This window comes from Chachezhania antarctica, from assembly GCF_003646465.1.
GTDB classification, from domain to species: domain Bacteria; phylum Pseudomonadota; class Alphaproteobacteria; order Rhodobacterales; family Rhodobacteraceae; genus Chachezhania; species Chachezhania antarctica.
Genome location: NZ_QZEX01000003.1, coordinates 128,118 through 152,325 on the forward strand (window position 1 = coordinate 128,118; position 24,208 = coordinate 152,325).

General features: G+C 65.0%; 23 protein-coding genes. 12 read left to right on the forward strand and 11 right to left on the reverse strand.

Annotated features, from left to right (window positions below; translation table 11 throughout):
• Positions 1-141: 141 nt before the first annotated feature.
• The 4 genes from D4754_RS07765 to D4754_RS07780 form a co-directional block, all read right to left on the reverse strand.
• A complete protein-coding gene (locus D4754_RS07765) occupies positions 142-1,452 on the reverse strand; it encodes a 5'-nucleotidase C-terminal domain-containing protein (RefSeq protein WP_163025832.1) in 1,311 nt (436 codons plus the stop codon).
• 1,070 nt (positions 1,453-2,522) lie between these two features.
• On the reverse strand, positions 2,523-3,113 hold the full coding sequence (locus D4754_RS07770) for a DUF3833 family protein (protein WP_121062457.1): 591 nt from the start codon (positions 3,111-3,113) through the stop codon (positions 2,523-2,525).
• Between the two features lie 64 nt (positions 3,114-3,177).
• Complete coding sequence (locus D4754_RS07775) at positions 3,178-3,660, reverse strand: fasciclin domain-containing protein (RefSeq protein ID WP_121062458.1); 483 nt, start codon at positions 3,658-3,660, stop codon at positions 3,178-3,180.
• Between the two features lie 194 nt (positions 3,661-3,854).
• Positions 3,855-5,093 (reverse strand): MFS transporter, encoded by a 1,239-nt coding sequence (locus D4754_RS07780; RefSeq protein WP_240453797.1) that lies wholly within the window; start codon positions 5,091-5,093, stop codon positions 3,855-3,857.
• Positions 5,094-5,387: 294 nt separating this feature from the next.
• Between D4754_RS07780 and D4754_RS07785 the strand changes: the two genes are divergently transcribed.
• From D4754_RS07785 to D4754_RS24555, 4 genes are all read left to right on the forward strand, one after another.
• A complete protein-coding gene (locus D4754_RS07785; RefSeq protein WP_121062460.1) occupies positions 5,388-6,404 on the forward strand; it encodes a helix-turn-helix domain-containing protein in 1,017 nt (338 codons plus the stop codon).
• Between the two features lie 105 nt (positions 6,405-6,509).
• The gene (locus D4754_RS07790; RefSeq protein WP_163025833.1) at positions 6,510-7,250 is read left to right on the forward strand and encodes an alpha/beta fold hydrolase; all 741 of its coding nucleotides are present in this window, start codon (positions 6,510-6,512) and stop codon (positions 7,248-7,250) included.
• A 59-nt stretch (positions 7,251-7,309) separates the two neighbouring features.
• Positions 7,310-8,725 (forward strand): amidase, encoded by a 1,416-nt coding sequence (locus tag D4754_RS07795; protein ID WP_121062462.1) that lies wholly within the window; start codon positions 7,310-7,312, stop codon positions 8,723-8,725.
• 51 nt (positions 8,726-8,776) lie between these two features.
• The gene (locus D4754_RS24555) at positions 8,777-8,899 is read left to right on the forward strand and encodes a hypothetical protein (protein WP_276208622.1); all 123 of its coding nucleotides are present in this window, start codon (positions 8,777-8,779) and stop codon (positions 8,897-8,899) included.
• Between the two features lie 61 nt (positions 8,900-8,960).
• Here D4754_RS24555 and D4754_RS07800 read toward each other — a convergent pair whose 3' ends face one another.
• The 3 genes from D4754_RS07800 to D4754_RS07810 are packed head-to-tail and all read right to left on the reverse strand — an operon-like array spanning position 8,961 to position 12,725.
• Entirely contained in the window at positions 8,961-11,207 is a 2,247-nt protein-coding gene (locus tag D4754_RS07800) for a xanthine dehydrogenase family protein molybdopterin-binding subunit (RefSeq protein ID WP_205589600.1), read from the reverse strand.
• Between the two features lie 16 nt (positions 11,208-11,223).
• Positions 11,224-12,231 carry an FAD binding domain-containing protein gene (locus tag D4754_RS07805; RefSeq protein ID WP_121062463.1) on the reverse strand — a complete coding sequence of 336 codons (1,008 nt, stop codon included), beginning with the start codon at positions 12,229-12,231 and terminating at the stop codon, positions 11,224-11,226.
• Positions 12,228-12,725, reverse strand: coding sequence for a (2Fe-2S)-binding protein (locus tag D4754_RS07810; protein ID WP_121062464.1), 498 nt, complete (start codon positions 12,723-12,725; stop codon positions 12,228-12,230). The genes D4754_RS07805 and D4754_RS07810 overlap by 4 nt, the downstream gene beginning before the upstream one ends.
• Before the next feature lie 153 nt (positions 12,726-12,878).
• On the opposite strand from D4754_RS07810, the gene D4754_RS07815 reads away from it, so the two are divergent.
• Positions 12,879-13,448 (forward strand): TetR/AcrR family transcriptional regulator, encoded by a 570-nt coding sequence (locus D4754_RS07815; RefSeq protein ID WP_240453798.1) that lies wholly within the window; start codon positions 12,879-12,881, stop codon positions 13,446-13,448.
• A gap of 407 nt (positions 13,449-13,855) precedes the next feature.
• Here D4754_RS07815 and D4754_RS07820 read toward each other — a convergent pair whose 3' ends face one another.
• From D4754_RS07820 to D4754_RS07835, 4 genes are read right to left on the reverse strand one after another with little or no spacing between them, the layout of a single operon-like run.
• Positions 13,856-14,878, reverse strand: coding sequence for a uroporphyrinogen decarboxylase family protein (locus D4754_RS07820; RefSeq protein WP_121062466.1), 1,023 nt, complete (start codon positions 14,876-14,878; stop codon positions 13,856-13,858).
• A 54-nt stretch (positions 14,879-14,932) separates the two neighbouring features.
• Positions 14,933-16,411: an amidohydrolase family protein gene (locus tag D4754_RS07825; RefSeq protein WP_205589601.1), complete on the reverse strand. Its 1,479-nt coding sequence runs from the start codon at positions 16,409-16,411 to the stop codon at positions 14,933-14,935.
• A 42-nt stretch (positions 16,412-16,453) separates the two neighbouring features.
• Positions 16,454-17,254, reverse strand: coding sequence for an IclR family transcriptional regulator domain-containing protein (locus D4754_RS07830; protein WP_121062467.1), 801 nt, complete (start codon positions 17,252-17,254; stop codon positions 16,454-16,456).
• Between the two features lie 3 nt (positions 17,255-17,257).
• Complete coding sequence (locus tag D4754_RS07835) at positions 17,258-18,121, reverse strand: dioxygenase family protein (protein WP_121062468.1); 864 nt, start codon at positions 18,119-18,121, stop codon at positions 17,258-17,260.
• 130 nt (positions 18,122-18,251) lie between these two features.
• Between D4754_RS07835 and D4754_RS07840 the strand changes: the two genes are divergently transcribed.
• Genes D4754_RS07840 through D4754_RS07870 form a run of 7 tightly spaced genes read left to right on the forward strand, consistent with a single transcriptional unit; the run spans position 18,252 to position 24,202 of the window.
• Positions 18,252-19,064 (forward strand): citryl-CoA lyase, encoded by an 813-nt coding sequence (locus D4754_RS07840; protein WP_121062469.1) that lies wholly within the window; start codon positions 18,252-18,254, stop codon positions 19,062-19,064.
• 2 nt (positions 19,065-19,066) lie between these two features.
• Positions 19,067-20,212 (forward strand): CaiB/BaiF CoA transferase family protein, encoded by a 1,146-nt coding sequence (locus D4754_RS07845; RefSeq protein WP_121062470.1) that lies wholly within the window; start codon positions 19,067-19,069, stop codon positions 20,210-20,212.
• Between the two features lie 29 nt (positions 20,213-20,241).
• Positions 20,242-20,646 carry a YciI family protein gene (locus D4754_RS07850; protein ID WP_121062471.1) on the forward strand — a complete coding sequence of 135 codons (405 nt, stop codon included), beginning with the start codon at positions 20,242-20,244 and terminating at the stop codon, positions 20,644-20,646.
• A 26-nt stretch (positions 20,647-20,672) separates the two neighbouring features.
• Positions 20,673-21,767 carry a C4-dicarboxylate TRAP transporter substrate-binding protein gene (locus D4754_RS07855; RefSeq protein WP_121062472.1) on the forward strand — a complete coding sequence of 365 codons (1,095 nt, stop codon included), beginning with the start codon at positions 20,673-20,675 and terminating at the stop codon, positions 21,765-21,767.
• Between the two features lie 15 nt (positions 21,768-21,782).
• On the forward strand, positions 21,783-22,343 hold the full coding sequence (locus tag D4754_RS07860; protein ID WP_205589602.1) for a TRAP transporter small permease subunit: 561 nt from the start codon (positions 21,783-21,785) through the stop codon (positions 22,341-22,343).
• On the forward strand, positions 22,340-23,653 hold the full coding sequence (locus tag D4754_RS07865; protein ID WP_121062473.1) for a TRAP transporter large permease: 1,314 nt from the start codon (positions 22,340-22,342) through the stop codon (positions 23,651-23,653). The genes D4754_RS07860 and D4754_RS07865 overlap by 4 nt, the downstream gene beginning before the upstream one ends.
• An 18-nt stretch (positions 23,654-23,671) precedes the next feature.
• A complete protein-coding gene (locus D4754_RS07870) occupies positions 23,672-24,202 on the forward strand; it encodes an NADPH-dependent FMN reductase (RefSeq protein ID WP_121062474.1) in 531 nt (176 codons plus the stop codon).
• The last annotated feature ends 6 nt before the right edge of the window (positions 24,203-24,208 follow it).

Sequence of the window (24,208 nt, forward strand, 5' to 3'; positions counted from 1 at the left end):
CCAACCGCAAACGTACGGCATTGTCACCGAACTTGCGGATGTCCGAAACGGGCCCGTGCTCTTCCCGACGCCTGCCGTCGATGTCGTCTGCACTGCGGACCTCAGGCGCGCCGGATACGAGGCGCGCAGTTGGAACGATCTCTATTGGAAAACCGACGCGAGATGATCGGCGATGACAGCCTTAAGCTCAAGGCCCTCGACATCCTCGAACGGCAAATCAGTCGTGCCCAGATACGCGGTCTGATTGGTTGCCGTCCAGGCATTCACCGCAAGACGATAGGTGCGCGATCCATCGATATCCACGTCACGCACATGGACATAATCGCCGGTCCGGCCGTCCAGGGTTTTCGCGGCGAACTGATTTGCGCGCGAAAGCATCTGCCGCAGGGTCTCACCGGACACCTCGGCCACTTTCAAGCCGCCGCCAAAACGCACGAAGGCGTCGAAGTCGTAATTGGTCAGCGGACCGGCCGCCAGGGGCGCGCCGAACGTGGTATGCCCGATCAGGGCGACATCTGCTTCTGTTGCCAGGCGCATTGCGTCGGTCGCGACAAGAATGGACTGGTGCATATCCAGCGGCTCGGGGATAACCGCAACAATGGCGCGGTCCTCATCTGTCAGATGTTCGGCCTTCTGGCCTTCGATCACATCCGCCAGTTCTGCATCGCCACCACCCGGCGCGATATCGACCGTCTGGTAGGCCGTCTGCACTGTGTCGCCCGCATGTGTCAGGGACAGCATCCCGATATGCGATCCCCAGCTCCCGCCATGGAAATAGCGAACCTCGTTGTGGTTCATGTCGATGTTCAGGTGGTCATGCGCGCCCTGCATCACCGTACCGGCCGGCAAAGCATCGATGAAGGTCTTGTCCGGTGACACGCCCGCGTGGCTCATGATCACGTTGAGATCGGCACCTGCTGCGGTGTCCTCGAACGCATCGGCCACGAACTGCGTGGTGTCGAGGAAGGTCAGGGTCTCACGAACATTCGGGCGGTAGACAAACGGATTGGTGGCCGCAAGGCCGAGAAGCGAAATATCCATGCCGCCAAGCCCGAGCCGTTCCGAGACCGGCGCAAAGAAGCGCCCGGTCCGGCGGTCTACGAGGTTCGAGACGACCTGTATTCCCGCCTGGTCAGCCCGTGCTACGAAGGTCGACATGTCGTCCAGGATCGCCGTCTCGTGATTGCCGAGGTTCACGACAACAGGCATTTCCTTGGCAACGGCGGACAGGAACGCCCAATCCGCCGCTCCACCGGACCGCTGGCAGACCACGTTGCCACGCTCGAAGATGTCACCGTTAACAAGCAGGGCGGTCGGAACACCAACCTCGGCCTTTTGCTTGCGGATCGCATCCAGCAGCGCGGGCAAACGGGCATACGGCGCATGCAGATCAGCGATCGTAAAGACGACGGCATCCGGGCGACCTTGGGCACGAACCGCGGGTCCCGCCACGATTCCCGCAATCGTCGCAGCGCCACCCTTCAGAACCAGGCGTCGGTCCAGTACGTAACTTCCAATCGTCATGGTGATCCCCCAAAAGTACCGGATTTTGCGACCGGTTAGATGGCTGATGTTACACTGTCGTGACAAAATGCGGATGCAAATCTGACGGTCGGACCTTGGTACAAGTCCGACGCATCCAGAGCGCCACTTCCCGGAGACAGAAACGATGTTTCTTGACTGCCTGGTTCCGGAACGCCTGGCACGCGATGGCAAAGCTCGGTCATACGGGTATGTTTGCTGAAACCGGCACATTCCCGGCGGACGCTGCCGACAAGAGCCATGTCTGGGACGTTTCCACTGTTATGCTTAGTCCATCCGCCGGAAGAGGCCCTCAAATCGCGAAACGAACCCGGCGTCGTCGAGATCAATCAACGCTTCAGGGCGAAGTGCCCAAGAGAGACCGCGCATCTTTCAGAAACCGCTTGGCCGCGTCCAGATCATTTTGCCTGCTTGCTTGCCGGGGCCGAAATATCGGGTACTCGACCAGCCTCGCGGCTGCGCCTAAAGTTACATGCGCTCTGGGCCGTAGTTGATCTGACCTGCGCTCAGGGACTCGGCGGGTGTGGATAGACAACAAACTGGACGATGAACTCCGTTTCTCGTAGGTTTTTTCCTGAAGCGAGTAGAGGTCTGACCAGCGGGATCACCGATCGGCAATAAATGATGTCTGGTTTCAATGGAAACACCTGCCATTGTGGCATCACATAGGAAGCCCATGCACTGCAGCTTGCTGCGTAATGTGTGAAAACAATTCTGAGCCCCAAAGGGACCAAACGGGAACTGCGGCGGCCCGGCGGTGTCTCGGCAAACCAAGCTGCCTGTCGCTTTCGGCCCAATAGCGGCCTCTCCAGTCAGTTGCGCAGAATGACCGGTTTCCAGAATAACCCCAGAGGACCGCAAGATCGCTTTGATCCAGTGCGCACCGACCGCAGGGGAAGCGAGATCGTCGTTCTGCGTAGCATCGTCCCCGACAGACCGGCACCATGATCGGCGGTTGGCCCGCCTTCAAAGGCGGACTGTTATCGGATCACGAAGCGGACAGCTGCTACGGGGACGCCCTTGCGAGTGACAATTCCATCGTTCACCAGCGTCCCATCAGGCTGCTGATAGATAAGGTCCGAGAACCCCAGCCGCGTGACGGCATCGAGTGATTTGAAATCAGCCGTGTAGGTCAAGCGGATCGTGCCGTCTTTCTCGATCACGGTGGCCTTACCTACCGTGTCCTCCCGCTTGCCGGACCATCGACCCGGGCCCGTTTCACGGAAAACCCAGGTCAGTCGATCCTGCTGACCATCGTCAAAGGCGAAGTCCTCGACAACTGTAAGCGTTCTCTGTCCCGGGGGACCTGTGACGCGGCCGTTAAGCCGTGCGGTGAAGCGTCTTTCTGAACCGGTAAGCCAGATACGGAACAGCCCCTTGCCGGTTCGCTTTCCCTCGAACGCCGACACAAGAGTGACAGGCTCGGTCGGGCCAACAGGAGAAACCGGGGTGGAGGAACACGCGGCGAGGCCGAGCGTGACCGCTCCGGCGAGGAAAAGGCGTCGGGTGACGTGCATGGTATGTTCCTGACTTGACGCGTCTTCCGGCACCGGCGGTGGATCGTCCGGCATTGAACAGGAATTGGCGCGGCCACCCGATGGTCAGGGCAGCCGCGCCGTGATCTTAGCCGTGAACTTACATGCTCGGCATGATCACGGTGTCGATGACATGGATGACGCCGTTAGAGGCTTCGATGTCGGCTTGCGTCACCTTCGCCCCGTCCACCATCACCTCGGGGTCCGTCTTCACGGTGACCTCGGAGCCTTCCACGGTCTTCGCCATCATCCCGTCGCTCAGGTCGGACGACATCACGGCGCCCGGAACGACGTGGTAGGTGAGAATCCCGACCAGCTTGTCCTTGTTCTCCGGCTTCAGCAGATCGTCCACGGTGCCGTCGGGCAGCTTCGCGAAGGCCGCGTCGGTGGGCGCGAAGACGGTGAACGGGCCTTCGCCCTTCAGGGTCTCGACGAGCCCGGCAGCCTGAACGGCGGCAACGAGAGTGGTGAAGCTACCGGCATCGACGGCGGTGTCGACGATGTCCTTGTCGGCTGCGTGTGCCGGCGCAGATGCAAGTGCACTCACCGCGACCGCGGTTGCGAGGAAAGTCCTTCTCAGCATTGTATCATCTCCCTTTTTGTGAACCCCTCGTCGGGGTATGCGTTGTATACGGCGCAGGTCGGATGCTGGATCAGTCGGGGGATCGCGAAGGAAATCGGGCAGCAGGAACCGGCTCATGGCGCAAGGCTGCGCCGGTCCGATGGCTTCACGCGCACGTCCCGCCCCTCCCAACCGAGCCCGCGCGCGTCGAGCGTTCAACCGCGGGCTGTGACGGCAGGCGCATCGAGCGCCGCCAACTCCGTCGAGGACACCAGCAGCCAGAGCGCTATCAGCTTCAACGCGCAGGGCAGCACGGCATAGAGCAGGGTCAAGGTGATCAGCGCGCCCTCGCCGGCCTGACGGTCGGAAGACAGGCCGGCCATGTCGAGCGCCGGGAGAACCGTCACCGCCGCGAAGGCCAGCGTGAATTTCGACACGAAGTTCCACAACCCGAAGGCCTGCCCCGGATTGCCGGAGCCCGCGGCCACATGTGTCGAGAAGGCCGCCGGCAGGAGCGTCATGTCGGCGCCGAGCGCCGCGCCGGACGCAAGGCAAACCAGCGCAAAGGGCACCACGTCCCCGGCCCCGAGGAAGGCGGCGCCGGTGAAGGTGACAATGGCAAGGACCATGCCCGACAGCATTGCGCGGCGCAGCCCGTAGCGTGTGGCCGCCCGCCCCCAGAGCGGCGCGCTGATGGCCGCGGCGACGAAGAAGAGAAGCAGCAACGGTCCTTCCAGGCCGGGCGCCTCCAGCCGGTATTCGACGAAGAACAGGAACAGGGTCGAGGTGACGGCGACCGGCGCTGCATTGGCGAAGGCGATCCAGAGCAACCGCCGCGACCCGGGATCTGCGAGAATCGCCCGGAAGGCCGGTCGCGTGTCCGCCCCGGTCGCCCGCCATTCGGAACGCATCGCCACGACGGCTGCGATGGCTGCGACGGCGAAGAAAACCGCGAAAATGGTGAATGGACGGGGCGAGAAAACAGCCAGCAGCGTCGGCGCCACCGCCGCAAGGCAGACGCCGATCAGCGCGCCGGTCTCCCGCCAGGACGCCAGCCGCACATGTCCCATGCCGGGCGCGCGGCCGGCCTTTTCGACACCCTGCGCGTAGAAGGTGATCGTCAGGAAACTGAACGCGGTGAACAGCAGTCCGAGGGTCAGGGCAAACCACGCCAGCGGCGCGAACGGCGGGGCGATGGCGAAAAGGCAGACCATCGCCGCGGCCATGACCGTGCCCACCAGTGCCACGGCGACCCTCCGCTTCCGCTCCAGCACACCGGACAGCCACCCGAGAACCGGGTCCTGGATCACGTCGAACAAGCGCAGCCCGAAGAGAACCGACCCGAGCGCGCCGAGACTGACGCCGTACTGGTCGAAGAAGAACTTCGGCGCGTGCAGGTAGATCGGCAGGCCAGCCGCCGCCAGCACCCCGGCGAAGAGAGCATAGGCGGGCAAGCGGTCTCCGCTCCCTGGATTGGCTGACACTCGAAACTCCTCGGTCACGGGCGCGGTGCCGCGCCTGATGTCATTACGCGGAGAGGCAGGCCTTGGACCACTCCGGACGCCGGGAACCGGACCGAAGCCGCGCTTCAGACCCCACGCCCCATCGCCCAAGACGTATCGCGTCAACGCCCGGGCGCAACATCATCGACAACCCGCGCCGGACGGTACACCATCGTTGCACCGGATGCGGCAGAGTCGCGTACACGCGGTCCGCATGGGCTGCACCGACGAGAAAGAGGACACCGCTTGACCACCGCCCTGCTTTCGCCCCGGCCTTGCAGCCTGACGCGCAACGGCGAGGACCTGCGCGCGGCGCTTGGTGCGGCGAGCACGGTTGAACACGCCGGGCCGGGATCCGTGCGGCTGCGTCTCGCGCCGCCGGCAGGCACGGGCACCATCGAGTTTTTCGAGTTCGACCCGTCGTTCACCATGATCCTCAGCGACTGTTTCTGGGAAACCTCCGGCACGCTCAACTATGCTGGCGAGGACTGGATCCGTTTCAATTTCTGTTTCGACGCCCATGCCGTTTTCGATTTCGGACATGCCGGGCGCTTTGACCTGATCGGGCAGGAGCTGCGCTATTTCCATCAACCTGCCGGTGTCCTCTGCGGGCACGTCATCCAGGGTGGCGCGCGCTCCGTCTGCACGACGATCTCGATCAAGCGGGCCTATCTGGAACGGATCTGCGGCCTCGACGCCACCGGCGATGCCGAAGCGGGCCTGCCTGCGGACACAAGCGGGTTCTTTTTCCGTCGCCACGAAATGAGCGCGGCCTGTATCCGTGCCGCGGCCGATCTGCTCGCCATGACGCATGAGGGCCCTTTGCGCCTGCTCTACGCCCGCGCAAAAGCCGAAGAACTGCTGGTCAGTGCGCTGGCCGCGTCCGAACGGAGCATTTCGGGGGGGTGCATCGCCTTGAGCGCGCGCGATCTGGTGCGGCTGACGGAGGTCCGGCAGTGTCTCGAAGCCAATCTTTCCCGAACGCCCCCGGTCGCCGAGCTTTCGCGCCGCTTCGCGATGAACCGCACCAAACTTGCCTACGGATTTCGTCAGCTGCATGGCTGCACGATGCGGGAGTTCATCAGTCGCACGCGGCTGGAGACGGCGATGACCCTGCTTCGGGACGCCGATCTCAGCATCGATCAGATCGCCGCCGAGGTGGGCTTCAGCCATGCCTCGAGCTTTTCGGCCGCCTTCAAGAAACGCTACCGCGTCTCGCCGCGGCGTTTCCGAGGGTCCAGACGCCCGGTCTCGCGGCCTTAACCGAAAGTGATACCGGGCTAAAACACCGTGACACGTGCCTAAGACGCGATCCGCCATCCGCGGCATCTTTCAACCGACGGATCAACCGGATCGGGGATGCAACCAATGGTTACAAACGATACACTCTGTTTTGTTCTTGTGCACGGCTCATGGCATGACGGCGCCTGTTGGCGGCATGTGGAGGCCTGCCTGCACGCGGCGGGCCACACGACCCTTGCACCAACGCTGCAGACAGGTGTGGGCGCGGGGCCGTCGTCGGTCACGTTCCAAGGCATCGTCGACGGCCTTGTAAAAGACATCGAAGCGGCAGGTCTGGAGCGTTTCGTGCTGGTGGGCCACAGCGCGGGCGGTTCATTCATCCGCAAGGCGGCCGAACAACTCGAAGACCGGATCGCGCGAATGGTCTACATCTCGCCGCTGCTGGCCGAAAGCGGCGCGCCGACCGTGGCCGCGGCGCCGCCCGATCACCGCGCGCTTTTCGAACAGATGGCCGCCCAATCGCCCGACAACACCGTCTTTCCGCCGTGGCCCGTCTGGCGCGACGGGTTCATGGGCGATGCCGATGAGGCCACGGCCAAGGCCGCCTTCGACGCGTTGCGCCCGGAGCCCTTCGCCCCGCTGACGGAACCTGTCGATCTCTCGGTTTTCCAGACCCTTCAGATCCCGGCAAGCTACATCAACCCGACCGAGGACATCGTCTTTCCGATCGGCGAGTGGGGCTTTTTTCCGCGGATGTACCAGGCGGTGGCGCCCTGTCGGCTGATCCAGATGCCCGGCGGACACGAGGTGATGTATTCCGCGCCTCGGGCGCTCGCCGAGGCGCTCGTCGCCGCTGGCCGGCCGTGACGCGACCGTGCTGAACATCGTGACCGGGGGCGGCGTCACGGCACCGGGGGGCTGAACACATGCTGACACGCGAGGAATGGATCGGCAGGGACATGGTGGCCCTGGCCGCGCTGGTCGCAGAGGGCGAAGTGACCCCGCGCGAGCTTCTGGAAACCGCGATCCGCGAGATCGAGGCGCAGAACCCGCGCGTGAATGCCGTCGTCGTGACCCGGTTCGAAGAGGCGCTGAACGCCTGTGAGGCCCCGGGCCAAGGGCCCCGGTTCTCGGGCGTGCCCTACCTGATCAAGGATCTGCACGCGCCGGTAAAGGGCCTGCCGCTGTCAAACGGGTCCAAGCGGTTCCGCGGCACAGTCTTCGACTTCGACTCGACCCTCGTCGGACGGCTGCGCGCCGCCGGTTTCGGCATCCTTGGGCGCAGTGCCTCGGCAGAGTTCGGTTTGTCGCTGGAAACCGACAGTGCCGCGTGGGGCACGACACGCAACCCGTGGAATACGAATGTCGGGGCAGGCGGATCGAGCGGCGGCGCCGGGGCTGCGGTGGCATCCGGCATGATGCCTGCAGCCCACGCAACCGACAGCGCCGGGTCGATCCGCATTCCGGCTGCATACAACGGTTTGGTCGGGTTGAAGCCAAGCCGCGCGCTGAACCCCTTCGGGCCGCACCGGGGCGACCCGAACCACGGGATCAGCCACGAACATGCGGTGACGGTCAGCGTGCGGGACAGTGCCGCGCTCCTCGACGTGACGGCCGGCCCGGATGTCGGCGCGCCCTACTTTACCCCCAGACCCACGGAAGCTTACGAGACGCTGATCGCCCGCCCGCCCGAAAAGTTGCGGATCGGGCTGGTGACAACGCAGTTCGATGGCGCGCCCGTCGATGCGGTCTGCGCCGAAGCTGCCGCACTGACAGGTCTACTGCTGGCGGACCTTGGCCACGAGGTCGAAGAGGCGATGCCCGACTTCGACGTTCACGCCCTGACCCATGCGATGATCCGCGTTCTGCTCGCCTCGCTCGCCGGACTGTTCCCGGGCGCGGGCGATCTTGACGGCGCCGACCTGTCCGGGCTCGAGCCGATGACCCGCACCGCGCTCCGCTATGCGCGTACCGTGGCGCTGTCGGATCATTTCCAGCGCACCGCGGTGATCAATCGGGAGGTGCGCAGGCTGGCGGCCTATTTCGATCGGTTCGATCTGCTGATCACGCCCGCCACGGCCACCCCGGCACTGCCGCACAAATCGCTGCCGATGACATCGACCGATCTCGATGTGTTTCTGGACAAGCTCTTCGCCTTCAGCCCGTTCCTTGCCCCCTTCAACGCCAGCGGGATGCCTGCGATCGTTCTGCCTGTCCACCAGACGCCCGAAGGCTTGCCGGTCGCGGCGCAGCTCGTCGGTCCACTGGCGGACGATGCGTTGGTGTTGCGCACCGCGCGACAGCTGGAAGAGGCACGGCCGTTTAGGCCGCGCCCCTTATGACTTGGCGGGCGCGAAACAGGTTCAGGGGTTCTGCGCGCCGGTCGGTGGTTCATGGCCAGCCTCGGAACCGGCAACGCGGTCTGCCCGGTTCCGATCTGCCATATCCTGCTCGGCATCGGGCTGACCCTCGTGTTCACCACGCCCAGGACCGCAGCCGGCAAACGCTGGCGGTAGGGGGGCGCACGCCAAAGGCAGGTCCGCGCACCGGCCCCATGGCAGGGGGCCGGTGCGTCTGTCAGGCGGTCAGCAGGTCCTCGATCCGGATCGGGAAACGGCGGATGCGGTGGCCGGTGGCGTGCCGGATCGCGTTGCCGATGGCTCCCACCGTGCCCACGATCCCGATCTCGCCCACGCCCTTGATGCCCAGCGGGTTCACGAAGGGATCGTCCTCGTGCACCGTCACCACCTCCAGCCCGCAGACATCGGCATTCACCGGCACATGGTAGCCCGCGAAATCCGCGTTCAGGATGCGGCCCGTGCGGGGATCGTGCTTTGCTTCCTCGTGCAGCGCAAAGCCGATGCCCCAGATCATGCCGCCCATCAGCTGGCTTTCAGCCAGTTTCGGGTTGATGATCCGCCCCGCCGCGAAAGCGCCGACCAGACGGCTGACACGCATCTGGCACAGCTCGGGATCCACCTTCACCTCGGCGAAGACGGCGCCGTGTGAATACATCGCGTGCCGTTGACCGGCCTCGGGCGGGCGGGCGGCCTTGCCGCTGCCGATCAGCTCAGGCACCCCGGCGCGGGACAGGATGTCGGTGAAACTTTCGCCCCGCCCCGGATCGCCTTCAACGAAAAGCCGCCCGTGCTGCGCCACAAGGCTGGCATTCCCCGCACCATATAGGGGCGAGGCAGGATCGCCCGCCGCGAGCTCTCCCAGCTGGCGGATCGTATCGCGGCCCGCCGCGTGCAGCGCGCCGCCTGCGGTGGCGGTGTGGCCGGACCCACCGGCAACGCCCCCGTCCGGCAGGGAGGAATGCCCGGCATGGAATTCGAGCTGGTCCATCGACAGGCCAAGACTGTCGGCCGCGATCTGGGCGAGCGAGGTCCACGACCCCTGCCCCATATCCGCCGCCGAAGTTTCCACCAAAGCCGAGCCATCGGCCCGCAGCGTCGCGCGCGCCTCGGCCGCGAACATCGGCGCAGGGAAAAGCGCGGTGCCCATGCCCCAGCCGGTCAGCAGGCCGTCTTCGTCCTGCATCTGGCGCGGGGCCATGGGGCGACCGGCCCACCCGAAGCGCTCGGCCCCTTGCAGGTAGCAGTCGCGCAGGGCTTTCGAGGAATAGGGCTTGCCGGTGCCCGGCTCTGTCTCGGCATAGTTCTTCAGGCGGAACTCCAGCGGGTCCATACCTGCGGCCTCGGCCATTTCGTCCATCGCGCATTCCAGCGCGGCCGCGCCCGATGCCTCGCCCGGCGCGCGCATCGGCCCCGGCGTGCCGATATCCAGCCGCACGCCCCGATGCGACGACCGGATGGCCCCGGCAGCATAAAGCCCCTGCGAGGCATTGGCCGCAGGTTCATGGAAATCGTCGAAGGTCGAGGTTTCGGACAGGCTGTCATGGTCCAGAACGGTCAGCGCGGCATCGTCGCCGATCCCCAGCCGCAGCCGCTGGCGCGTGGCGCCACGGTGGGCGACGGGGCCGAACATCTGTTGCCGTGTCAGCATCAGCTTCACCGGCCGACCAGACGCGCGGGCCGCAAGGATCGCCAGCACGCTGGGCCCGACAGGTATCGCCTTCGACCCGAAGCCGCCGCCCAGATAGGGGCTGCGGACGGTCACGTTTTCCACCGGGATCCCGAAGAAATAGGCATAGGCCGCGCAGGTCATGTTCAGCGCCTGCGTGGGCACGTCGAGCAGCAGCTGATCGCCGTCCCATTGCGCCACGATGGCGTGGGTCTCCATCGCGTTGTGGTATTGCGAGGCGGTCCGGTAGGTCACGTCGATGGCTTTCGCCGCCGCCGCGTGGCCCGCGTCGATGTCGCCATGGGTCGTGCCCGCGGGCCGCCCGAACCCGCCCGGTTCGACGTCGAAGGGATCGCCATCGTCCAGCCCGGTGCGGGGGGTCTGCATGTCGTAGTCCGGGTTCAACAGCCGCGCACCTTCGGTCGCGGCTTCCAGCGTTTCGCCCAGCACCAGCGCGATGGGCTGGCCGGCATAGCGGACGGTATCGTCCTGCAGGACCTCAATCCGGAAGGAAAACATGGTGGGCTTGTCGTCCGGATCACCCTGCAAAGGCGGGCGGTTTTCCGGCGTGTAGACCGCAACCACGCCGGGATGGGCGCGGGCCGCGTCGACGTCCAGCTTTGTCACCCGGCCCCGCGCGATGGTGGCGGGCAGGTAGACGGCGTGCAGCAGTCCGTCCGGCAGGTTGTCGGCCGCGAAGGTCGCCGTGCCGGTCACCTTCGCGATCCCGTCGCGGCGGGTCAGCGGCTGCCCGGCATTGGAACCGAAGCGGATCGAACGATCTAGAACATCAGACATGGGTTCAGACATGGGTTCAGACATGGGCAAGGTCTCCGGTCTGGTTTCCGAAAGGAGAGGCAGGAAGTGCGGGCATGTCAGCCGGCGTTCCCGCGGCGGCCATGGCAAGCGCGCGGGCCGCCGTGCGACGGGCCAGTTCGATCTTCCACCCGTTTCCACCGACAGGTTGCGCGCCGGCCATTGCCGCATCGGCTGCGCGGGCAAAAAGATCGGCGCCCGGGGCCTGGCCTTTCAGCAGCGCTTCCGCCTCGGCCACGCGCCAGGGTTTCGGGGCCACGGCGCCAAGCGACAGGCGGGCTTCGGCGATATGCGGGCCGTCCATCCGCAGGCTTGCCGCGGCCGAGGCCATGGCGAAGGCAAAGGACGTCCGGTCGCGCACCTTCAGATAGCGGCAGTTGGCCCGGAATTCGGCGGCCGCAGCCGGAAGGCGCAGGGCAGTGACAAGCTCTCCGGGTATCAGCGTGGTGCGGGGTTCGCCCGGTTGATACAGGTCGGCCAGCGCGATTTCGCGGGGGCCGTCGGGGCCAAGGATCTCGACCACGGCGTCCAGCGCCACCAGCGGAACGCAGAAATCCGACGGGTGAACGGTGACGGGCTCGCCGCCCGCGCCCAGCACGGACAGGCTGCTGGCATCCGCCATGGGATCCGGTTCCGGGCCCGGGAAATAGGCGTCGCGCGGGTATTGCATCAGGTTCCCTGCCACCGTCGCCGCATTGCGCAACTGGCCCGAAGCACCGGAAAGCAAAGCCTCGGCCACCATGGGGTAGCGGCCGGCGAACGCGGGATCACCCGCCAGATCCGCGTTTCGGACCAGTGCGCCGATGCGGGTGGCGCCGTCGTCCAGCTCGTCAATCCCGGCAAGCCCCGGCAGACGGCTGATGTCGATCAGCTTGGCGGGCTGCACCGCGCCGGTTTTCATCAGGTCGACAAGGTTCGTGCCGCCGCCCAGCCAGGCTGCACCCGGCTCCCATGCGCCGATGGCCTCGTCCAGGGTCGCGGGCTGGGCAAAATCGAACATCTTCATGCCGCGTCCTCCCTGGCAGCCGCGTTCATGCGGCGGGTGGCGTCCTGCACGGCCTGCGTGATGCCGTGATAGGCGGCGCAACGGCAAAGATTGCCGCTCATCCCCTCGCGGATGCGTTCGGGATCATCCCCGGCACTTCCTTCGGCGATCAGGCCCACGGCCGACATGATCTGGCCCGGCGTGCAATAGCCGCACTGGAACCCGTCATGTTCGACAAAGGCCGCCTGCACGGGATGCAGGTCGCCCCCCTGGGCCAGCCCTTCGATGGTGGTGACCTGCGCGCCGTCCAGCGTCGCCGCCAGCGTCAGGCAGGAATTGATCCGGCGGCCGTCCACAAGAACCGTGCAGGCCCCGCACTGGCCACGATCGCAGCCCTTCTTGGTGCCCGGCATCGCCAGGCGTTCGCGCAACAGGTCCAGAAGCGTCACGCGCGGATCATCGAGCGCCACGTCACGTTCGGTCCCGTTGATGGACAGGTGAATGGAGAGTGACATGCGTCCCCCCTTCATATGATTTTGTGCTGAAAAGCCCGGCCTCGCGCCCGGGCTGATATGTCGGTATGGTCTTCCGAAAAGGGGCCGTCGGCGCCCTCATGTGTGATATATACGGAGGGTGCCTCCGTTTTGCAAGCAAAAGGTGGACTTCGGGTGGAATCGCAGAAGCGCAAGCCGCGTGCCGACGCTGTCAGGAACCGCGAATTGCTGATCTCGGCGGCGCGGGACGTGTTGAAAACCGGTGGCCCGAATGCCAGCCTGGAGGCCGTCGCGCGCGAGGCGGGCGTTGGGATCGGCACGCTCTATCGCCATTTCCCGACGCGCGAGGCGCTGTTTCACGCGGTGTTCAGCCGCGATCTGGAAGACATCGTGGTTCTTGCCGAAGGACAGGAAACCGCCGCCGATCCGGTGGCGGCCCTGCGCAGTTGGTTGCACGCCAACGTGGCGCTGGTGGAAACCAAGCGCGGGATGCTGGGCGCCCTGTCGGTTGTGATGACCCCGGAATCTAAAGAAGCCTATTCCGGCGACATGCAACGTATCAAGGCGGCCGTAGACCGGCTGCTGGAGCGTGCCGCAGAGGCCGGCCAGATCCGCGACGGCGTCACGTCGGAAGACCTTCTCCAGACGATGTATGCGCTGTGCTACGCGCGCGAGCCGGGCCCTGACTGGCGCGAGAAGGTCCTGAAGCTGCTGGATATCTTTCTGGACGGCCTGAAGCTTTAACCCGCGCGCGGCGGCATGATGCCCGGATTGGCAAGGTCCGGGACAAATCCGGCGCAAGGGCAAGCCAGCAGGACTGCCCACGCTGCCAGGCGGTTTCTGTCCGTCCACCTCCGTCCGGAACCACCGCATATCTCCGAAATCTTGCCGCCACGCCCGGGCCAACGCCTTCAGCCTGCGGAACGGCTGTGCTGTTCAACTGGCCGAATGATCGTCACGTTTGTTTTGGTGACGCCACGCAGGAACAGACTGCCAAAGCCGCCGGACATGAATGTCAGGTCTGGACGGCCCCCACCTCGCGCTCGGGGATCTCGGCCAGGGGGCACACCTGACCCGTCTGAAAGGCTCCCTGTCGCTTCACCCCAAACGCGGCGGCTGTGGCAAGGCGGACCTGCTCATGAGGCGAAGGGTCACGACAGCTCGGCCCGGACGATCGCCGCCCCCTGCGCCATGGATTGCATCTTGCCGAAGGCCACGTCACGCGGCAGGTATTTCAGACCGCAATCCGGCGCCACGACGATCTTGTCGGCGTCCACGTAGGGCAGCGCCCGGCGAATGCGGGCGGCAATCGCCTCGGGCGTTTCGGCGGTCTGATCCGACAGGTCCAGCACGCCAAGAATGACCGTCTTGCCACGGATTTCTTCAAGGACCGAGGTGTCGAGATTGCTTTGCGCCGTTTCGATGGAGATCTGGTCGCACAGGCAATCCTTCATCTGCGGCAGGAAGGAATAGCCATCCGGGCGTTTCTTGGTCAGCGCCGCATAGCCGAAGCAGATGTGAACCGCGGTTGTCCCCGCCGCCCCGTCCAGCGCGGCGTTCAGGGCCGCCAGCCCATATTCCTCGGCCGGTTCCGGGCGGGCCTGCATCCACGGTTCGTCCAGCTGCACCACGTCGGCCCCGGCGGCGAATAGGTCCGCAATCTCCTCGCGCACCGCTTCGGCATAGCCCATCGCGGCCTTGGCCGGGTCGCCGTAATATTCGTCGACGGCCTGCTGGCTCATCGTGAAGGGTCCGGGCAGCGTGATCTTGATCTGACGGTCGGTATGGGCGCGCAGGAACTTCAGGTCCTCGACCTCCACGGGGCGTTCCCGGGTGATCGGCCCCACGATCCGCGGCACCGGCACCGGCTGGCCCGACCGGGTCATGACCGTACCGTAATTGTCCAGATCCAGCCCGCCAAGTGCTGTGGCCAGCCGGTTGGAATAGCTCTCGCGCCGGATCTCGCCATCGGTGATGATGTCGAGCCCCGCTTCCTCCTGATCGCGGATGGCGATGCGCGTGGCATCGTCCTGCGCTTCCCTCAGATGGTCTTCAGGGATGCGCCACAGCTCCTTCGCGCGGGTGCGGGGCGGGAACTGGCCTTTCAGCTTCTCGCGGTCGATCAGCCAGTCGGGCTGGCAGTAGCTTCCGACAAGGGACGTGGGAAACAGCATGGTGAAACCTCTCGTTCTGTTGCCGGTCGGACCAGCCACGGGCCCGACCAGGGGTCACGCGAACAGGTCCTGTTCGATGCCCGCCTTTTCGAAGATGTAATCGCGGCTGGCGGCCAGTTCGGCGCCCAGCTTGGCCATGTCATGGCCCAGAAGCTGGCCCTGCCATTTCCGGATCTGCCCGGCGACCATCACGGTATCAACGTTCGACCGGTCCATCAGCGTCACCACCGCGCCCGGCACGTTGTTCAGCGGCGCGACATTGATCGCCTCGGCATCCAGAAGGACGATGTCGGCCTCCTTTCCCGGCGTCAGCGATCCTGTCTTGTGATCCAGCCTGAGGCCCCTTGCGCCTTCGATGGTGGCATGCCGGATCGCATCCATGCAGCGCATCAGGGCCGGAACCTCGGCCTCCCCGCCAAGGGCCGCGTCGTTCACGTTCATCCGCTGAAGCGTGATCAGACCGCGCATCTGGGTGAAGAAATCCGCCGACATGGTGCATTCCACGTCGGACGACAGCGACATCCCCATGCCAAGGTCGATGGCCCGCTGGATCGGCGGCTGGCCGTGGCGCATGTGCATTTCGATGGGGACCGACAGCGACACGTGCGCCCCCGCATCGGCGGCGGTCTGCCACGCGAAATCGGACATGCCGGTCATGTGGATGAAGATGTTGTCGGGCCCGAATGCGCCCGACTTGGCCAGTTCGTCGAAGGTCGGCGCCATGCCGAAGGTGCCCACGACATGAAGCGCGATCTGCAGATCCAGCTCCCGGCCCACCTTCCAGGCGTCCTCGTAGCCGGGAATGTAGATCTCTCCGCCCATGACCATCGTGACAAGTTGATCGTCGGAGGAGAAGTGATCCGACCGCAGCCGCACCGCATCGCCGGGGTACTGGTTGCCCTCCCACCAGCCTTCGAAATATCCGAAGACGGCGCGGCGCCCGGCGTCCTGCAGGCCCTTGACCACGGCGTCGGAATGTTCGGGCGAATGGTGGATCTGGCTCACGTCCATCACCGTCGTCACGCCGGCATCCAGCTGCGCCAGACCGCCGTAGAGTTCGTTGATGTACACATCCTCGGGACGGTAATGCTGGGAATAGTTCTGCAACATCGTCTCGTAATAGTTCACGACGTTCTCGGGCTGACCGTCAGGGACAAGGATCGCGTTCGACAGGGAGGACCGGAGGCCGGTTTCGAACTGGTGGTGGTGCGTGTCGATGAAGCCCGGCATCACGATCTTGCCCGCGGCGTCGATCACGGCGGCATCGCCCGGGTCGATTTGGGCCGCGATCTGGACGATCTTGTGGCCTTCGATCAGCACGTCGCCCTTCACGTAATTGCCCACCGCCGGATCCATCGACAGGACGGCACCGCCCTTGATCAGAACCCGCCGCCCCGGCTGGCCCGCCGACAGCGGCAGTGTTTCCGGGCTTGTCGCAGGTTTACCGGTGGGCGCGTCCGCGGGATTGCGCACGACGGGATTGTTCGCGCGGCACATGTTGGCCGGGGTCGCCGGTCCACAAAGCTGACACATGATGGTCTCCTCCCAGAGATTTCTTGCCGTTTCGCAAGTTTTTCAGTCGCCCAGCACGGTCTGCAGGACGGGATAGCGCGCAATCTGGTGCGCGATATGCGAGGCGGTTTCCCGCAGGGCCGGCAGACGCTCGGCAATCAATGTCTCGACCGTGAGCATCCCGGTGTAGCCCGAGCTGTTGACGGCCGCGATCGTGGCACCCGATGGATCGCGGATCGGCACCGCCAGCGCCGTGATCCCGTAATCCAGCTGGTCGACCGTCGTGGCATAGCCGTCCTGCCGGACGCGCTGCAGGTCCTCCCTCAGCTGGCAGGGATCGGTGCAGGTCTGCGCGGTCAGCGGCTCCATCGTGACGCCCGCCAGGTAGGTTTCCAGCGCGTCATCGGGCAGCGATGCCAGCAGCACCCGGCCCATCGACGTGGCATAGGCCGGGTAACGTGCGCCGATAACCGCCGTGGCCCGCCGCGCGCGCTGCACGGAATGGTGCGCGACATAGATCACGTCGCCGCCGTCCAGCGTACCCACCGATGACGCATCGCCGAACCGGCCGACAAGCTGGCGCAGGTCGGGCTGCATCAGTTCGTCGATCCGGGCCGAGGAATAGAACGACGTGCCCAGCGTCATGATCTTGGGCCGCAGGTGAAAGCGTTTGTCCTTTTGCCCGACATATCCCAGCGTCGACAGCGTGATCAGCGACCGCCGCGCCGCCGCCGGGGACAGGCCGACGCGCCGCGCCAGTTCCGAAAGCGTCATCTCGGGATGATCCGCATCGAAGGATTCGAGGATCGCCAGCCCCTTGGCCAGCCCTTCGACGAATTCCGGGGGTCTGTCGCGGTCGGACATGGCTTAACCTTCGGGGGCCAGGACGAAGTCGAATTCGAACATCGCGTCCGGCTCTTTCTCCAGCTCGAACCCAAGGGCCGAGATATCCTTCATCGGCTGGATCTTCGCGATCAGCGACCGGCGCACGCCGAAGACGGCATCGTTGTCGATGTATTCGGTATTCTCGAAGAACACTTCCGTGGTGATCGAGGTCATGCCCGGCGCCCGCACCATGTAATGCAGATGTGCCGCCCGCCACGCATGGCGGTTGCCGGCGCGCAGAAGGTCGCCCACGGGGCCGTCATAGGGAACGGTGTAGGGCTTGGGCAGCACGGTTGTGTAATAGTACCGCCCTTCGGCATCGGTCTCGAAGACGCCGCGCAGGTCGTACTTGTCCTGGCCCTTCTCCTGCTCCTGGATCGGATAGGTGCCCGCCGCATCCGCCTGCCACGTGTCGACGATGGCGCCGCGCAGCGGGTTGTGGAGCGAATCCGTGACCTTGCCATGCACCAGCACCGTCACCCCGTCGCGGTTGTCGGCCAGGTCCGACCCCAGTGCCTTGCGCGGAGAGTTGTCGAGGTAGAACGGCCCAAGGTTCGATCCTTCGGTCGCGCCGCCCTTGGTGTTGATCATGTCGACCAGCGCGGAAAAGCCCAGCACGTCCGACAGCAGGATGAATTCGTGGCGTTCCGGGGTCGAGATCTGGCCGCAATCATAAAGGAAGTTCAGCACGCCCATCCACTCTTCGTGAGTGATATTATGTTCGCGGGTGTAATCGTGAAGGTGGTCGATCAGCCCCTGAAGAAGCTGTTCGAACCGGCTGCCCGGCTGGGTCTTGAAAGATTCTTTCACCGCCTTGGTGACCGTGAACTGGTTGATATCGCGCATCTCTGTCCTCCCCTGCGAACCGCGCCCTCCCGTAGCCGCGGCATTTTCCCTTGACGGCAACCTTAGGCCCGGTCGATAATTTCGACAAGAGAAAATCTTTTCGGTATCCGAAAACTGTCAGGAGATACCCATGCGAATTGGCAAACAGGATCAGGCATTCACCGCGATCGCCACGTCCGATGCAACCTCCATCACGGTCCGCGGTCACGATCTGTGCGACGACCTGATCGGCCACATCAACTTCACCGATTACCTGTGGCTGCTGGTGCTTGGGGAAAAGCCGACGCCCGAGCAGCGCCAGATGATGGATGCCTGCCTCGTGGCCATCGCAGAACACGGGCTGGTGCCATCGGTGCAGGCCGCGCGCATGACGCTGGCCGCCGGACCCGAGGCCTGGCAGGGCGCGATGGCGGCGGGGCTTCTGGGCATGGGCAGCGTCGTTGCCGGCAGTTCCGAAGCCGCCGGGCAGTACCTGGCCGCGCTGGTGGACAAGGCCGAAGCCGATGGCACCGACCTGGAAGAGGTCGTGATCGCCAGCCTGAAGGACCACAAGGAACACCGCCGCAAGGTGGCGGGCATGGGTCATCCCCAGCACAGCAGCGGCGATCCCCGCGCCGACCGGCTGCTTCAGATTTCCGACGATCTGGGCGTGACGGGCACGTATGTCGGCGCGCTGCGGCTGGTGGACAAGCACGCGACCGAAATCATCGGGCGGCCGCTGCCGATCAACGTCTCGGGCGCGATCCCGGCCACGATCATGGATGCCGGCTGGCCCACCGACGCGATCAAGGCCGTGCCATTGATCGCCCGCGCCGCCGGCCTGTCGGCGCACCTGTTCGAGGAAGCGCAGCGGTCGATCGGGTTCATCATGTCGAACAAGGCGGACCAGGCCATCGCGTATGATGGCAAGACGGTCCCGGCCCGCGACAAGGCGGCAGAGTGACCATGGTCAAGATCCTGAAAGACATCCGCGTCGTCGAGCTGGGCACCTACATCACCGGCCCCGCCGCAGGCATGCACCTGGCCGATCTGGGTGCCGAGGTGATCAAGGTGGAACGCCCCGAAACCGGCGATCCGTTCCGCGCGTTCAAGGGCGGGCTCTACAGCCCGCATTTCCAGACCTACAACCGCAACAAGCGCTCCATCGCGCTGAACACCAAGGATCCCGACGATCTGGCGGTGTTCATGGACCTGATCAAGGACGCCGATGTCTTCATCCAGAACTTCCGCCCCGGCGTCGCCGAAAAGCTGGGCGTGGGCGAAGACGATCTGCGCAAGGTAGCGCCGAACATCGTCTATTGCGCGATCTCGGGCTTTGGCCAGTCCGGCCCGTCCCGCGACCGCCCCGCCTATGACACCGTCGCGCAGGCCGCCAGCGGGTACCTGCGGCTTCTGACCCCGCCCGACAATCCGCGCGTGATCGGCCCGGCCATCGCCGATGCCGTCACCGGCCAGTACGCGGCCCTTGCCTGCCTCGCGGCCCTTCTGGAACGCGCGACATCGGGCAAAGGCCGCCGCATCGACATCTCGATGCTGGAGGCGATGAGCCATTTCAACCTCGACAGCTTCACCCACTTCTATTCGGAAGGCGAGGTCATGGGCCCGCTGTCGCGCCCGGTCGTGTCCCAAAGCTACACGTTCGAATGCAGCGACGGGAAATGGATAGCAATCCACATGTCGTCGCCCACGAAGTTCTGGACGGGGTTTCTGGAAGCCACCGGCCAGACCGAACTGGCCAAGGATCCCCGCTTTGCCGAACGGCTGGACCGAATCGACCATCAGGACGACCTGATCGACATCTTCACCCCGATCTTCCGCACCAAAACGCGCGACGACTGGTGCGCGCTGATGCTGGAACACGAGGTCCCGCATGCGCCCGCCTACGATGCGGACGAAGCGCTGGAGGATCCGCAGGCGCAGCATCTGGGGCTGAAAGTGTCGATGCCGCACGAGGGCCTTGGCACCTACACCACCGTGCGCGCGCCCTATTCCTTTGACGGGGCGCCCGACCGGGATATCGCGCCGCCGCCGTACCTCGACGAACACGGCGCGGCGATCCGCGAGGAACTGAAGAGCAGACAGGCCGGATAAGGCCCTGCGCTGATTTGGGAGGATCGGCCATGAGCGACGAAGACAACCCGACATCGGTGCCCGCCGCCGGTGTTCTGGAAGCAAGCCAGGGCATGCTGCAAAAGCAGCTCTATGCGATCTTCACCCGGCCCGTGAACGGTCTGGGCCCGGTCTTCGCCAATATCGAAGAACATCTGAAATTCCAGGTGGGACTGGAAGAACGGGGCATCATGTTCGCCGCAGGCCCCCTGTGGACCGACGACGAACAAAGCTGGGAAGGGGAAGGCATGGTGATCGTCCGCGCGGGCTCGCGGGACGAGGCTGTGGCCATCGCCGAAAGCGATCCGATGCACAAGGCCGGTGCGCGCAGCTTCACGGTGCGTCCGTGGCTGATCAACGAAGGGTCGATCACCATCCGTGTCGATTTTTCGGCGCAGCGCGCAACGGTCGGCTGAAAAAAGAAACCTAGGGAGGAACCACAATGAAACCGCTGCTTGGGAAAAAGCTGCTTGGCATGCTTGCAACCGCGACACTGATCGCGCCGGGGGCCGTCACGGCCCAGGAAACGATAAACCTGACGGTGGCATCCAGCCACCCGACCGTGGTGCCATGGGTCGGCATGATCGAGACGGTTTTCATGGCCCGCACGGACGAGATCCTGGCCGAAACCGGCAATTACGAGATCGAATGGAACGAAGCCTTCGGCGGCCAGCTTTACAAGGCCAACGCGACGCTGACCTCGGTCGAGGAAGGCATCACCGATATCGGCTGGGTGTTCTCGTTCCTCGAAGCGGCGAAACTGCCGCTCAGCCAGGCGTCGTCGAACGCGCCCTTCGCCACCGCCAACCCCCCGGCCCTGCTGGAGACGATGCAGGACCTGCTCGAAACCAACGAGGCGTTTCTTGACGAATGGGAAAGCCACAACCTGAAGGTGCTGGGGCTGACGGCGACGGATCTTTACGACATCTACCTGAAAGAAGAGATCGACAGCATCGACGATATCGACGGGCTGAAACTGTCTGCCCCCGGCGTGCTGGGCAACTGGCTGCGCGGGACGGGTGCCAATGCCGTCGACGGCGCGCTGCCGACCTTCTACACCGACGTGCAGACCGGGGTGTCCGACGGGGTGCTGACGCTGGCGCTTGGGGCCCTGCCGATCAAGCTGTACGAGGTCGCGCCCTATATCCACCGCTTCGATGCGGGCGCCGCGTTCTCGGGCGCTGTCGCGATCAACCGCGACACGTGGGACAGCCTGCCCGACGAGGTGCAGGAAGCCATGATCCAGGCGGGCAAGGATTACACCAAAGCCCACGGCCAGGACCTTGTCGAACGTCATGAATTCGCGCTGAACAAGATGGTCGAACTGGGGGCGGATCAAAACACGCCCGTCAAGATCATCCCGATGCCGCCCGAGGAACGCGCCAAGTGGGTGAACGCCCTGCCCGCACTGGCCGCCGACTGGGCCGCGGAACTGGAAGCGCGCGGCGTGCCTGCGAAGGAATTCATGGGCCAGTACATGAACGGCCTTAGGGATCGGGGCGAAACGCCGATCCGCGACTGGGACAACGAGCTCTGACCGGAGCATCCTGACGTGACCCTGAACTCTGAACCGAACGCCCCCGACACGGGGCGTTCGCGCCATCCCCTGGTGCGCGCCTGGTCGTGGATCGTGGAAGGGCTGGCCGCGCTGGGAACCGTGCTGATCGCGGTTCTCATGCTGATCATCTGCGCCGATATCGTGGCGCGGAACACGATGGGCGCCTCGCTGCCGCTGATCTCTGAACTGGGGGCGCTGACGCTGGTGATGATTGTCTACCTCCAGCTTGCCGCCACCATCCGGGCGAACCGGCTGGCCCGGACGGAAATCTGGCTGCCCGGCTTCTGCGAACGCCATCCCCGCGCCGGGGCGGTCCTGACCGGCCTCTTCGATCTGACGGCCGCGGCCCTTCTGGGCCTGATCGCTTGGTCGTCGCTGCGCATCATCGGCAAGGATTACGACGCGGGCGAATATATCGGCGTGACCGGCATCGCAACGCTGGTCGTCTGGCCCTTCCGGGTGATGATCCTGATCGGCGTGGCCGCCGCCGCGCTGGAGGCGCTCTTCCGCACGATCGCCGCCTTCCGCTCAGCCGCCCGGGGGAGACCGGCATGAGCCCCATGGAAATCGGCTTTCTGGCCATTGGCGGGCTGCTTGTCCTGATCTTCGTGGGCATGCCCATCGGCGTGTCGATGCTGGGCGTCTCCTTCGTGGGCGTGGCCTTCATCCGCAACGATCTGGTCGCCACCCGCATGATCGCCGCCGTCGCCAATGACGCGCTCGAAGAATACCTGTTCGCCGTCGTGCCCCTCTTCGTGCTGATGGGGCTTCTGGTGACCGTCTCGAATGTCGGGCGGGACACGTTCGAGGTGTTCGAACGATTGCTCAGGCGCGTGACCGCAGGCCTTGGCGTCGCCACCGTCTTCGCCAATGCCGTCTTCGCGTCGATCACCGGCATCTCCATCGCCTCGGCCACCGTCTTCGCGCGCGTGGCGGTGCCCGAGATGACGCGCCACGGCTACACAAGGAAGTTCGCCACCGGCGTCGTCGCCGGGTCATCGGTCCTGGGCATGATGATCCCGCCGTCGCTCCTGATGATCGTCTATGCGGTACTGGCCGAGGAATCGGTGGGCCGCATGTTCCTGGCCGGAATCGGGCCGGGGTTGCTGCTGTCGGCGATGTTCATGCTCACCATCTTCCTGCTGGCCCGAACGCGGCCAGACTTCGTCTTCACCGACACATCCGACACGGCGGAGTATGAAACGCTGAGCGCAGGCACGCTGATCCGCAAGGCCGTGCCGATCTTGGTTTTGATGACGCTGGTTCTGGGCGGGCTCTATGGCGGGTTCTTCAACCCGACCGAGGCCGGCGCCGCAGGGGCCGCCGGTGCGCTGGTGATCGCCCTTCTGCGCAAGTCCCTGACGGGCAGCGCGCTGTGGAAGCTCTTGGTCGAAACCGGGCAGATCACCGTGTCGGTCCTGTTCCTGATCATGGCCGCGACCTTCTTCAGCCGGATGCTGGCGCTGTCGGGCGTGCCCCGGGAGCTGGCAGAATTTTTCCTGTCCGGCCCCATCGGTCCCGCCGGGTTCCTGATCCTGTTTCTTGGGCTGGTGATCCTGCTCGGCTGCCTGATCGACTCGATCTCGATCATGCTGATCCTTCTGCCCATCGCGCTGCCGGTGGCCGAAGCCGCGGGGTTCGATCTGATCTGGTTCGGTGTCCTCACGGTCGTCGCCGTCGAAATGGGCCTGCTGACCCCACCGTTCGGCCTGTCGGTCTACACGATCAAATCCGCCATGACCGATCCCGACCTGAAGGTCGGCGATATCTTCCGCGGTGCGTTCCCCTTCGTCCTTGCGATGCTGGCCAGCCTCGTGATCCTTGCGCTGTTCCCGTCCATCGCGACGTGGCTCGCCCGCCTCTGACAGATCCAGGAGATCCCCATGCCCCGTCTACTTTTTGTCTCCGGCAGCCTGCGCGCCGCGTCCTCCTCGCGCGCCGTGATCCGCGCGCTGATCGACCGCATCGGCACCCGGGCCGACTGTATCATCGCCGATCCCGGCGCCCTGCCCCACTACAACGCCGATGTGCAGGACGATCCCACGGTCGCCGCATTCATCGGTGAGGTCGAACAGGCCGACGGTGTCGTCTTCGTCACGCCGGAATACAATTACAGCGTGCCGGGCGTCCTGAAGAACGCCATCGACTGGGCCTCGCGCCCGGCCTATGCCTCGGTGTTTCTGGACAAGCCCTGTTTCGTGATCACGGTTTCGGGCGGGGTCATGGGCGGCGTGCGGGCGCAGGCGCATCTGAAGTACATCCTGAACGGGATGCTCGCGCAGACCTTTGCCTGCAAGGAAGTGGTGGTACCGCAATCCAATGCCACCGTGACCGACGGCGTGTTCAAGAACGACGACGTGCTCGACTTCGCCCTGGCGAACCTTGCCGATTTCATGGCGACACTGGACAGCTGACGCGCC